The sequence below is a fragment of the Streptomyces sp. NPDC053069 genome (assembly GCF_044546895.1).
Lineage (GTDB): Bacteria > Actinomycetota > Actinomycetes > Streptomycetales > Streptomycetaceae > Streptomyces.
In genome coordinates, this window is record NZ_JBITZN010000016.1 from 198,912 (window position 1) to 209,762 (window position 10,851).

Annotated in this window: 12 protein-coding genes, 1 tRNA gene and 1 pseudogene; 2 read left to right on the top strand and 12 right to left on the bottom strand. The window is 71.8% G+C overall.

Translation table 11 applies throughout. The features are described 5' to 3' along the window. Positions 1-91 precede the first annotated feature (91 nt). The 4 genes from ACIGXP_RS31835 to ACIGXP_RS31850 form a co-directional block, all read right to left on the bottom strand. The gene (locus ACIGXP_RS31835; RefSeq protein ID WP_363216786.1) at positions 92-340 is read right to left on the bottom strand and encodes a hypothetical protein; all 249 of its coding nucleotides are present in this window, start codon (positions 338-340) and stop codon (positions 92-94) included. A 95-nt stretch (positions 341-435) separates the two neighbouring features. Beyond that, the gene (locus tag ACIGXP_RS31840; RefSeq protein WP_363216787.1) at positions 436-1,320 is read right to left on the bottom strand and encodes an SDR family oxidoreductase; all 885 of its coding nucleotides are present in this window, start codon (positions 1,318-1,320) and stop codon (positions 436-438) included. Further along, entirely contained in the window at positions 1,317-2,300 is a 984-nt protein-coding gene (locus ACIGXP_RS31845; protein WP_399774241.1) for an alpha/beta fold hydrolase, read from the bottom strand. Before ACIGXP_RS31845 ends, ACIGXP_RS31840 begins: the two co-directional genes overlap by 4 nt. Then, positions 2,297-3,835, bottom strand: coding sequence for a flavin-containing monooxygenase (locus ACIGXP_RS31850; protein WP_399774244.1), 1,539 nt, complete (start codon positions 3,833-3,835; stop codon positions 2,297-2,299). The genes ACIGXP_RS31845 and ACIGXP_RS31850 overlap by 4 nt, the downstream gene beginning before the upstream one ends. A gap of 176 nt (positions 3,836-4,011) precedes the next feature. Between ACIGXP_RS31850 and ACIGXP_RS31855 the strand changes: the two genes are divergently transcribed. Beyond that, positions 4,012-4,647 (top strand): MerR family transcriptional regulator, encoded by a 636-nt coding sequence (locus ACIGXP_RS31855; RefSeq protein ID WP_399774279.1) that lies wholly within the window; start codon positions 4,012-4,014, stop codon positions 4,645-4,647. A 33-nt stretch (positions 4,648-4,680) separates the two neighbouring features. On the opposite strand, the gene ACIGXP_RS31860 is transcribed toward ACIGXP_RS31855, so the two are convergent. Further along, positions 4,681-5,484, bottom strand: coding sequence for an exodeoxyribonuclease III (locus ACIGXP_RS31860; protein WP_399774247.1), 804 nt, complete (start codon positions 5,482-5,484; stop codon positions 4,681-4,683). 81 nt (positions 5,485-5,565) lie between these two features. Between ACIGXP_RS31860 and ACIGXP_RS31865 the strand changes: the two genes are divergently transcribed. Next, complete coding sequence (locus ACIGXP_RS31865) at positions 5,566-6,042, top strand: GNAT family N-acetyltransferase (protein ID WP_363216791.1); 477 nt, start codon at positions 5,566-5,568, stop codon at positions 6,040-6,042. A 49-nt stretch (positions 6,043-6,091) separates the two neighbouring features. On the opposite strand, the gene ACIGXP_RS31870 is transcribed toward ACIGXP_RS31865, so the two are convergent. From ACIGXP_RS31870 to ACIGXP_RS31900, 7 genes and pseudogenes are all read right to left on the bottom strand, one after another. After that, positions 6,092-6,165, bottom strand: a tRNA-Ala gene (locus ACIGXP_RS31870). Positions 6,166-6,257: 92 nt separating this feature from the next. Continuing rightward, positions 6,258-7,526 (bottom strand): gephyrin-like molybdotransferase receptor GlpR, encoded by a 1,269-nt coding sequence (gene glpR, locus ACIGXP_RS31875; RefSeq protein ID WP_399774250.1) that lies wholly within the window; start codon positions 7,524-7,526, stop codon positions 6,258-6,260. Positions 7,527-7,698: 172 nt separating this feature from the next. Continuing rightward, on the bottom strand, positions 7,699-8,322 hold the full coding sequence (locus ACIGXP_RS31880; protein ID WP_399774253.1) for a GNAT family N-acetyltransferase: 624 nt from the start codon (positions 8,320-8,322) through the stop codon (positions 7,699-7,701). A gap of 20 nt (positions 8,323-8,342) precedes the next feature. Continuing rightward, positions 8,343-8,843, bottom strand: coding sequence for a molybdenum cofactor biosynthesis protein B (locus ACIGXP_RS31885; protein WP_399774257.1), 501 nt, complete (start codon positions 8,841-8,843; stop codon positions 8,343-8,345). Then, a complete protein-coding gene (gene moaC / locus ACIGXP_RS31890; RefSeq protein WP_399774260.1) occupies positions 8,840-9,319 on the bottom strand; it encodes a cyclic pyranopterin monophosphate synthase MoaC in 480 nt (159 codons plus the stop codon). The genes ACIGXP_RS31885 and moaC overlap by 4 nt, the downstream gene beginning before the upstream one ends. 85 nt (positions 9,320-9,404) lie before the next feature. Next, positions 9,405-10,727, bottom strand: coding sequence for a gephyrin-like molybdotransferase Glp (glp, locus tag ACIGXP_RS31895; RefSeq protein ID WP_399774263.1), 1,323 nt, complete (start codon positions 10,725-10,727; stop codon positions 9,405-9,407). Next, a pseudogene (locus ACIGXP_RS31900) lies at positions 10,724-10,851 on the bottom strand (UTP--glucose-1-phosphate uridylyltransferase); the annotation flags it as partial. The gene glp and the pseudogene ACIGXP_RS31900, both read right to left, overlap by 4 nt.

The window sequence follows — 10,851 nt, forward strand, 5'->3', positions numbered from 1 at the left end:
GACGAGGGGAAACCGCCCCGCAAACACACGCAGGGCGCCCTCCACGAAGAAGGGCGCCCCACGCCGAACCGGCCGGAGCCGAGCGCAGCGACTACGCGTCGTAGTCCCGGTCGAAGCGGTCTTCCATCTCCGCTTCCGTGTCCTCGATGTCACGCATGTTCTCGCGACCGCGCTGGGTCTGCTGGCCACGCTGCGGCTGCTGGCCACGCTGGGGCTGCTGCTGGCCGCGCTGAGGCTGCTGGCCACGCTGGGGCTGCTGCTGGCCGGCCCGCTCACGGGCCTCACCGAGCTTCTGCTTGCCCTGTTCCTGCCACTCGTTGGCCTTGTCCTTCATACCCATGTGGGTTCACTCCCGTGGTGGGTGAGGTGTGGGGAATCGGCCCCTCGGTGGGGCCTCACCCAGATTCACACGGCCGACCACGGTGTGCATGTGGATCAGTCACGGTGGGTAGCGCGCGCCGCTTCGTCCGCCGCCCCACCTGCACCGACGAGCCCCGAGCGCATCCCCTGCAGACGCGGCGCGAACCGCTTCATCTCGCGCTGCCCGACCGTCCCGATGAGCGCCGGCAGATACCCGCGCACGCCCTGCATGCCACGCAGCCACCACTGCCCGTACACATGCGCCGAGCGCCGCTCGATCCCGGCGACGAGCCGGTCCACCGCCGGCCCCAGCGGGTACGTCTTGTTGGACGGCCACGGCAGCCGCTGCCTCAACTCCCGCATGACGTCGTCCTGGTCGGCGCCGCGCACCATGTCGGTGTCGGTCCAGGACAGGTAGCCGACGCCGACGCGCACGCCCTGGTGGCCGACCTCGGCGCGCAGACTGTGCGCGTACGCCTCCACACCCGACTTGGACGCGCAGTACGCCGTCATCATCGGCGCCGGGGTGATCGCGGCGAGCGAGGCGATCTGCAGCAGATAGCCCCGGCTCTCCACGAGCACCGGCAGGAACGCCCGCGCGGTCACCGCCGAGCCGATCAGGTTGACCTCGATCACGCGCCGCCACGCCTGCGGATCGGAGTCGGCGAACGGACCGCCCGTCGCCACACCGGCGTTGGCCACCACGATGTCGACCTTCCCGAACCGCGCCTTCACCTCCTGCGCGACCCGGCTCATCGTCTCGTGGTCGGTGACGTCGGCATACCAGTGGGCGCTGTCGCTGTGCAGGCGCGAGGAGACCTCCTTGAGCGCCTCCTCCTCCAGCCCGACCAGCGCGACCTTCGCGCCGCGCGCGGAGAGCTTGCGCGCCAGGAGCTCACCGACTCCGCGCGCCGCTCCGGTGACGACCGCGACCTGCCCTTCGAGGCTGACCCTGCTCATGCGCCCTCCTTGATCTGCGCCGGGGTGGAACGGTGCTCGCCGTGCTCACCGGGTTCGTCCTCGGGGTCGGTCCCGCTGACGGTGACGTACGTGGTGACGAGTTCCCGGATCCTGCCGGTCACCAGGTCGGGAGCCTCGATGGGGGTCATGTGGCCGACGCCGGCCAGTTCGGTGAGGCCGGCGCAGTGCGGCAGCGCCGCGACCAGCGCACGGGCGTGCACGAGGGGCGTGAGCCGGTCGGACGCGCCGTGCACCACCGCGGTGGGCGCGTGCAACTCCCGTACGCCGTGGTCGAGATCGAGCGCCTCCAGCACGGAGGCCCAGGCGTGGCGCACGGCGCGCGGGCAGGCGTGCACGATCCGCGCGCACGCCTCCACCATGTGCGGGGCGGAACCGGCACCCATGGTGGCGTACTTGAGGATGCTCTTCGCGACCGGCGTGACCGGTCCGAGCGGGGCGCGCGAGCCGAGCACGCGCCCCGTGATCCAGGTGCGCACACGCCCGGCGCGCAACGGCACCACACGCGACTCCGCGACCAGCCGCGAGCTGCCGGTGCTGCACAGCAGGACGGCGGCGGCGTGCTCCCGGAACCGGGGCCGCGCGGCTGCGGCCATGACCGTCATGCCGCCCATGGAGTGGCCGACGATCAGCGCCTTCTCCCCGCGCGCGAGCGTCTGCGCGAGCACCGCTTCCAGGTCGTCCGCCAGCGCGTGGGTCGTGCACGCCGGGCTCGCGGGACTACGCCCGTGCCCTCTCTGGTCGTACGCGATCACCCGGTGGTCGGTCGCCAGGTCCCGTATCTGCGCCGCCCAGAAGGCGGTCGAGCAGGTCCAGCCGTGGGAGAGGACAACGGGGGGCGCGTCGTCGGGGCCGTGCACCTCGACGTGCAGCCGCGCGCCGTCGGCGGAGACGACGGTGAGTTCACGGGAGGGGACCGGCGGGGCGTAGGGGCCGAAGGTGACGGGGGTGCGGCGGCTCATGCGACGGCCTCGCTCTGCTTCCCGGGCACTGCTGCCGGCTTGCGGATGACCTCGTACTCCCCCAGGTCCACCCGCCGGGTCGCACGGCGGAACTCGGTCGTCGTACCGGGCCAGATGGTGGTGTTGCGGCCGCTCGCGTCCAGGTACCAGCTGGTGCAGCCGCCGGTGTTCCACACGGTGCGCTTCATGCGTTCCTGGACCGTGCGGTTCCAGTCCTCGACGGCCGCGGGCCGGGCGTCGAGGGCCGTACGGCCTCCCCCCGTGCCTTGAGGGCCTGCGGGGAACCCCAGGACGTCCAGTTGGCGCAGATAGTCGGCCATGTAGTTCAGCTGGGACTCGATCATGAGGATCATGGAGGAGTTCCCGAGGCCGGTGTTGGGCCCGATGATCGTCATCCAGTTCGGGAATCCGGCGGCCGCGGCGCCGCGCAGCGCCTGCATGCCGTTCTTCCAGGATTCCGCGAGCGTGATGCCCTCGGCCCCGATCACCCGCTCGGCGATCGGCATGTCCGTGACGCGGAAGCCCGTACCGAAGATGATCGCGTCGACCTCGGCCTCGGTGCCGTCGGCCGCGACGACGGTGGAGCCGCGGATCTCACTGAGCCCGCTGGCGACGACGTCCACATTCGGCTTGGCCAGCGCCGGGTAATACGTGCTGGACAGCAGGATCCGCTTGCAGCCGATGCGGTAGTCGGGGGTGAGCTTGGCGCGCAGGGCCGGGTCCTTGATGGCACGGGCCATGTTGCGCTTGGCGAGCCTCTCGACGAGTCCGAGCTCGTCGGGATGCTTGGTGAACGCCTGGACCTGCAGCTCACGGATGCCCCACAGCAGGCCGCGCCTGAGCTGGGTGGTGAAGGGGACCGACCGGTGCAGCAGGCGCTCGGCGCCGCTGATGGCGCGGTCGACTCGGGGCATGACCCAGGGCGGGGTGCGCTGGAAGAGGGTGAGCCGGCCGACCTGCGGCTGGATGGACGGCACGATCTGGATGGCGGAGGCACCGGTGCCGACCATGGCGACGCGCTTGCCGCGCAGATCGTAGTCGTGGTCCCAGCGGGCGGAGTGGAACACCTTGCCCGGGAAGGTCTCCAGGCCCGGGATCTCCGGGATCTTCGGGTCGGACAGCGGCCCGGTGGCGGAGACGACGACATCGGCGGTGAGCGTCCCGCGCGCGGTCTCGATCTCCCACCGCAGCTGCTCGCCGTCCCACCTCATCAGCTTGACCTCGGAGTCGAAGCGGATGTGCGGGCGCAGCCCGTAGAGGTCGGTGACGTGCTCCAGGTAGGCGCGGATGTGCTGCTGTCCGGAGAAGGTGCGCGGCCAGTCGGGGTTGGGGGCGAAGGAGAAGGAGTAGAGGTGGGAGGGCACGTCGCAGGCGCACCCGGGGTAGCTGTTGTCCCGCCAGGTGCCGCCGACGCCGTCCGCCCGCTCCAGGACGGTGAAGTCGGTGATTCCTTCGCGGCGCAGCCGCACGGCGGCCCCCAGCCCGCCGAACCCGGACCCGATCACCGCCACCCGTACATGCTCGTGCTCGGCCATCCCGGAGCCTCCACGCATCGCCTCGGACTCTGCCAGTGAACACTGGCGCAATGGGACTGTAGAGCAGCTCCGTACCGAGCGGTAGGGGGCGCGGGAAGGAAGTTACCGGCGGTACACCATAGGCTGCGGGCGTGGCAGAGGACGCAGAACACCAGGGAGCCGGGCACGAGTACCGCATGGAGGAGCTGGCGCGCCTGGCCGGCATCACCGTGCGCACCCTGCGCTTCTACCGCGAGCGCAAGCTGATCCCCCCACCCCGGCGCGAGGGCCGCATAGCCTGGTACGACGACCACCACCTGGCCCGTCTGCGCACCATCGCGGCCCTGCTGGAACGCGGCCACACACTGAACGGCATCGCGGAACTCGCGGAGGCCCTCGACCAGGGCCGGAACGTCGCCGACCTGCTCGGCGTCGGCACCCCGAGCGAGGAGGAGCCGGTCCGCCTCACCCCCGAGGAACTCGCCGCCCGCTTCGAGGGCGAGGTCACCCCCGAGAACCTCGCCGCCGCCCTGGAGCTGGGCTACCTCGGCACCGACGGCGACGAGATCGTCCACATCAGCCGCCGCCTGCTGGACGTCTCCTCCGCACTGGTCCGCGAGGGCATCCCGCTCGGCGAGGTGCTCACGGCCGCCGCCCGTGTCCGCGAACACGCCGATGCCCTGGCCGAACTCTTCACCGACCTGATCCTCCGCCACGCCCCCAGAGAGGACCTGCACCGCCTGCGTCCCCTTGCCCGCAGCGTGGTGGAGGCAGAACTGTCGCTGGCCCTGGACCGCCGGCTCACCAAGGAGACGGGCACGCACGACATGTGAACGCGCCCCGGCGCATGGCCGGCGGCCGCGCGCCTACAGGTCGTAGACGACCGTCACCGGCGCGTGGTCGGACCAGCGCTCGGCGTGGGTGGCAGCGCGCTCGACAAAGCCCTTGACGGCCTTGCCGGCGAGACGGGGCGTGGCCACGTGATAGTCGATGCGCCATCCTGCGTCGTTGTCGAAGGCCCGCCCCCGGTACGACCACCAGGTGTACGGCCCCTCGACATCCGGGTGCAGGGCCCGTACGACGTCGACGTAGCCGCCCTCCTCGGCGGCGAGCACCCGGCCGAGCCACTCCCGCTCTTCGGGCAGGAAGCCGGAGTTCTTGGTGTTGCCGCGCCAGTTCTTGAGGTCGGCCTGCTGGTGGGCGATGTTCCAGTCGCCGCACACGACCACCTCGCGGCCGTCGGCGGCGGCCCGCTCGCGCAGCTCCTTGAGGTGGCCGAGGAACTCGCCCATGAAGCGGACCTTCTCGTCCTGCCGCTCGGTGCCGACCTCACCGGAGGGCAGATAGAGGGAGGCGACGGTGACGCCGGGCAGGTCGGCCTCGACGTAGCGGCCGCTGCCGTCGAACTCGGCGGAGCCGAAACCGACGCGGACACGGTCGGGCTCACGCCGGGTGTAGAGGGAGACGCCGGCGCGGCCCTTGGCGGCTGCCGGAGCGTGCACGACGTGCCAGCCGTCGGGCTGCCGCACCTCCTCGGGCAGCTGATGCGGCTCGGCGCGCACCTCCTGCAGGCAGACGACGTCCGCGGAGGTCTGCGCGAGCCACTCCACGAAGCCCTTCTTGGCGGCGGCTCGCAGCCCGTTCACGTTCACCGAGGTCACAGTCAGCACCAGGGCACGATACCGGCACACTGGTCGGGGCCCGGAAAACGTCCAGCACCCCGACCCTCGCATAGAAGTACGATGCCCAGCATGAATATACGTCGCGTTCGTTTCGATCACCCCGACGCCGTCAAACTCAACGACGAGGTCCAGGCCGAGTACGCCGAGCGCTACGGCGACGACGGCGACGCCACCGTCCTCGACACGGCGGACTTCGACCCGCCCCACGGCGTCTATCTGATCGCGTACGACGAGTTCGACCGCCCCGTGGCCACCGGCGGCTGGCGCAGCCGGGACCGCAACGAGGAGGGCAACCTGGACGGCGACGCCGAGCTGAAGCGGATGTTCGTCATAGCGGAGATGCGCGGCCGGGGCCTGGCCCGCCGGATCCTGGCGGAGCTGGAGGAGGACGCCCGCATGGCCGGCCGCGTCCGCATGGTCCTGGAGACGGGCTCCAAGCAGCCGGAGGCCATCGCCCTGTACACGTCCAGCGGCTACGAGCCGTGCGCCAAGTTCGGCTACTACCGTCACCACGAGGAGAGCCGCTGCTTCGCCAAGCGGCTGTGAAGACGATGAAGCCCCGGTCGACTTACGTCGACCGGGGCTTCATGCTGCGTGGACCTGAGGGGATTTGAACCCCTGGCCCCCTCGATGCGAACGAGGTGCGCTACCGGACTGCGCCACAGGCCCTTGCAACGAGTGAAACTTTAGCATCCCGATCGGGGTGCTTGGAAATCCGCTCCCTGACTGGTCAGCATGCCTTCCCCGAGGTGTGGCGGCCGTCACTCGTTGGCCGCGCGCGGACGGTCGCCGTCCTCGTACTGATCGAAGAGGGGCGTGCCGCCACGCTCGCGCGCGCGGCGCGCGGAGGCCGCACGGCGCGCGTCGGTGCGACCGTCGGCGGGCTTGCCCTCGGCCGCGGGCGCCGGCTCGGCCGCTGCGGCCTGCGGCGCGTGACCCGTCTCGTACTCCGGAGCGACCGAGCTGGAGCGCGCCGAACTCCAGGTGCCGGGCGCCCCCAGGTCCACGTCGGACGTGGCGCGCGGGGCGACGGGCGCGGTCACATACGTCGGCAGGGGCACCGGCACCGGGTCCCAGCTGTCCCCGCCGGGCCGCCGCTGCCGCTCGCGCTGCTGGTCCACCCACTCGGCATGGTCCGTCTGCTCGACCAGGGCGCGCCGGTCCGCGGCGAGCGCGGCGAGCCCGGTGTCCGTCTCGACCTGAGGGGCCTCCTCCGTTTCGTCCGCCGCGGCACCCGCCTCGACGGGTGCGCGCCGACGCGGCTGGCGCTCGCGCTCCCGCAGCCGCTGGGCGGCGTCCTCGGCGCGCCGGCGGTCCATCTGGTAGGCGAAGCGACGGCGTTCCTGGGAGCGCAGGTATGCGATGTACGCGCTCAGCAGCACGGCCGGTACGGCCGGCGCCCACAGGAAGGTGAGCCCGCCGACGGCGGCGACGATGGCGCCGAAGGTGAAGGCGAGGAAGAGCACCACCGTGGTGCGCCGGCGGCGCGCGAGGACCTTCGAGCGCTGGGCGCGCGCTGCGGCCGCCTGCGCCGAGGGCGCACGCCGCGCCGACGGCACTCGCTTCTGCGCCGGCACGGAGCCGGACGCGGGCGCGGTGCTGGTCGCGGACGCGATACCGGAGGGGGCCACGGCGCCGGAGGGTGGCACGGCGTCAGACGCGGGCGCGGGTTTCGGCGCCGGCCCGGCGGCCTGCTCGCGTGCCGGGTCCGCCTTCCCGGGCGCGTCGAGTTCGGCGTCGGCATGCACGTGACGGCGGGTCGGAGGCATGGCGAAGGCCCGGACGTCCACCGAGTCGGTGACGGCGTCCGGATCGGTGTCCGGCTCCCCCTCCTGGGTGGAGCGCGCCCGCAGGTCCTTGGCGTACCGGCGCTCCATTCCCGCCCGTCCGGACAGCAGCCGGATGGCGGTGCTGAAGCGTTCCGTCGGACGGGCCTCGTTCAGCTCGTCCTGCCTACGGAGCCACATCGGCACCAAGTAGGCGGCCCAGGCCCCGACAATGACTGCGTAGATGAGGCCGCTGCTGCTCACGTCTCACACCGTAGAGGGGTTTGCATGAGGCCATCTGCCAATTGGGCCGGTGTGTCGCACGATCTGGCTGATATTTCCAGCTTCTTTTGCGACCGATGCGATCAGCGGACCGCCTCAGGACCGAATTCAATGCTCCGAGGCGGTCAACACCCGATCTATTTCGAACATGTATTCAATTTCCCGTGCTCTGGGGTTTCTGCCGCACCTGCTGGGAGCGTGCCCGCTGCCACCGCGCGAGCAACCCGTCGGGCACCTCTTCCGCGGTGAGCGCGAACACCAGATGGTCGCGCCAGGCCCCGTCGATGTGCAGATAACGCGGCCGGAGCCCCTCCTCACGGAATCCGAGTTTCTCCACGACCCGGCGGCTGGGCCGGTTCTCGGGGCGAATGCAGACCTCGATGCGGTGCAGTCCGACCGCGCGGAAACAGTGGTCCACCACGAGCGCGACGGCCGTCGGCATCACGCCGCGTCCGGCCACGGCCTCGTCCACCCAGTAGCCGATGTGCCCCGAGCACATCGATCCCCAGGTGATCCCGGCGACCGTCAGCTGCCCGACGAGCCGCCCCTGGTACTCGATGACGAACGGCAGCATCCGGCCCGCGTTGGCCTCGGAGCGCAGGTGCCGGACCATCTGGCGGTAGGTCGGCCGGTGCGTGATCGGCCCGCTCGGCGTGGGCGGCGGAATGGTCGCCTCCCAGGGGCGCAGCCAGTCGCGGTTGCGCCGGTTCACCTCGCGCCAGGCCCTCTGGTCGCGCAGCTTTATCGGGCGGAGGACGACATCGCCGTCCACCAGCACGACGGGCCAGGAAAGGCTGTTCAGCTCGCACCCCCGCTGTTGGGTCTGGGGTGGTCGCCGCCGCGGATCTGGTCGACGGCGTGGACCAGCAGGGGTTCCAGCACGGCGAGGCCGTCCTTCACCCCGCCCGTGGAGCCCGGCAGATTGACGATCAGGGTCCGTCCCGCCACCCCGGCCAGGCCCCGGGAGAGCGCCGCGGCGGGAACCTTCTCCCGTCCGAACGCCCGGATGGCCTCCGCGATGCCCGGCACCTCATAATCGATCACCGCGCGGGTCGCCTCGGGCGTGCGGTCGGTGGGCGAGATTCCGGTGCCGCCGGTGGTGACGATGACGTCGTACCCGGCGTCGGCTCCCGCGCGCAGGGCCGCCTGCACGGGATCGCCGTCGGGGACGACCTGCGGCCCGTCGACGTCGAAGCCGAAGCGCTTGAGGCCGTCCGCGATCAGGGGGCCGCCCCTGTCCTCGTAGACACCCGCGGCAGCCCTGTTCGAGGCGGTGACCACCAGAGCGCGGTAGGTCATGCCCGGCTCCAGTCGCCCGACTTGCCGCCCGTCTTCTCCTCCACCCGTACGTCCGTGATGACCGCTCCCTTGTCGACCGCCTTGACCATGTCGATCACGGTGAGGGCGGCGACCGTCACGGCGGTGAGGGCCTCCATCTCGACGCCCGTGCGGTCCGTCGTCTTCACGGTGGCCTGGATCTCCACGGCGTCGTCCGCGACCGACAGATCCAGTTTCACACCGGACACCGACAACGGGTGGCACAGCGGGATCAGATCCGGGGTGCGCTTGGCGCCCATGATGCCTGCGATACGCGCGGTGGCGAGTGCGTCCCCCTTGGGCATCCCCTCGCCGCGCAGCAGCTCGACCACGCGGGGTGAGACGAGGACGCGGCCGCTGGCGCGGGCGGTGCGCGCGGTCACGTCCTTGTCGGATACGTCGACCATGCGGGCCGCGCCCGCCTCGTCGATGTGCGTCAGTCCGTCCTGCGTACTCATGCTGTGTGCCGCTCCCGGTCCGGGCCCGTCACAGTGCGGTGCACGGGCCTGCTGTGCGCGACACGGTACCGCCAACCAGCAGGGCTCAGCCGAGCAGGACCACCTCCACCTCGGCGCCGGGCTCGACGGACTCCGTGTCCTCGGGCACGACGATCAGCGCGTCGGCGTGCGCCAGCGCGGCGATCAGGTGCGAGCCGGTGCCGCCCACGGGGGTCACTTCGCCGTCACCGTAGGCACCGCGCAGGAACTGCCGGCGCCCCTGGGGCGAGTGCAGCGCCTTGTCCGCCTTCAGGGTGGCGCGGACACGGGGCCGGTGCACGTCCGTGAGGCCCATCAGGGCGCGGATGGCGGGACGGACGAACAGCTCGAAGGAGACGTACGACGACACGGGGTTGCCCGGCAGGGCCAGCAGCGGTGTGTGGTCGGGGCCGATGGAGCCGAAGCCCTGGGGCTTGCCGGGCTGCATGGCGAGCTTGCGGAACTCCACGCCGCTGCCCGCCTCGTCCTCGTCACCGGCGTACGACAGCGCCTCCTTGACCACGTCGTACGCCCCCACGCTCACCCCGCCCGTGGTCACCAGCAGGTCGGCGCGGACGAGCTGGTCCTCGATGGTGGAGCGGAGGGTGTCGGCGTCGTCGGCGACGGCGCCCACCCGGTAGGCGATGGCGCCGGCGTCCCGCGCGGCCGCGGTCAGGGCGAAGCTGTTGGAGTCGTAGATCTGGCCGCCGGCCAGTTCCTCGCCGGGCTGGACGAGTTCGCTGCCGGTGGACACGACGACCACGCGCGGGCGCGGGCGCACGCGTACCGTCCCGCGGCCGATCGCGGCAAGCAGCGCGATCTGCGGCGGGCCGAGGATCGTGCCGGCCTCCAGGGCGCGGTCGCCGGCCTTCACGTCGCTGCCCTTGGCGCGCACGTGCGCGCGTGCCTCGGCGGGGCGGTGCACGCGCACGTGCCCCTCGGCGCCCTCGGGGGCGAGGCTGCGCGCCCGCATGCCGTTCACCGGGCCCTCGCCGAGTCCGCCGTCGGTCCACTCCACCGGGACGACGGCCTCGGCGCCGGGCGGCAGCGGGGCGCCGGTCATGATGCGGGCGGCCTGGCCGGGGCCGACCCGGACCGGGTCGGCCGCGCCTGCCGCGACGTCACCGACGACCTCCAGGACGGCCGGGAACTCCTCGCCGGCGCCGGCGACGTCCGCGACCCGCACCGCGTACCCGTCCATGGAGCTGTTGTCGAACGGCGGCAGGGACACCGGCACCGTGACATCGTCGACCAGGACGCAGCCCTGGGCGTCGAGCAGTTGCAGCTCGATGGGTTCGAGGGGGCGGACCGTCGAGAGGATGTCCTCCAGGTGGTCGTCCACCGACCACAGCTGGTCCGGGCCGGCGGGGTGGGTCGCGGCGCTGCTCAAGACTGCTGCATCTCCTCGGCTACGTAACTGCGAAGCCAGGTCCGGAAGTCCGGGCCCAGGTCTTCACGTTCGCACGCGAGTCTGACAATGGCACGCAGATAGTCGCCCCGGTCGCCGGTGTCGT

Excerpts from the sequence above, each read along its gene's own strand:
- ACIGXP_RS31835 (WP_363216786.1), bottom strand. The coding sequence starts at position 340 with ATGGGTATGAAGGACAAGGCCAACGAGTGGCAGGAACAGGGCAAGCAG.
- ACIGXP_RS31840 (WP_363216787.1), bottom strand. The coding sequence starts at position 1,320 with ATGAGCAGGGTCAGCCTCGAAGGGCAGGTCGCGGTCGTCACCGGAGCG.
- ACIGXP_RS31845 (WP_399774241.1), bottom strand. The coding sequence starts at position 2,300 with ATGAGCCGCCGCACCCCCGTCACCTTCGGCCCCTACGCCCCGCCGGTC.
- ACIGXP_RS31850 (WP_399774244.1), bottom strand. The coding sequence starts at position 3,835 with ATGGCCGAGCACGAGCATGTACGGGTGGCGGTGATCGGGTCCGGGTTC.
- ACIGXP_RS31855 (WP_399774279.1), top strand. The coding sequence starts at position 4,012 with ATGGAGGAGCTGGCGCGCCTGGCCGGCATCACCGTGCGCACCCTGCGC.
- ACIGXP_RS31865 (WP_363216791.1), top strand. The coding sequence starts at position 5,566 with ATGAATATACGTCGCGTTCGTTTCGATCACCCCGACGCCGTCAAACTC.
- ACIGXP_RS31885 (WP_399774257.1), bottom strand. The coding sequence starts at position 8,843 with ATGACCTACCGCGCTCTGGTGGTCACCGCCTCGAACAGGGCTGCCGCG.
- moaC (WP_399774260.1), bottom strand. The coding sequence starts at position 9,319 with ATGAGTACGCAGGACGGACTGACGCACATCGACGAGGCGGGCGCGGCC.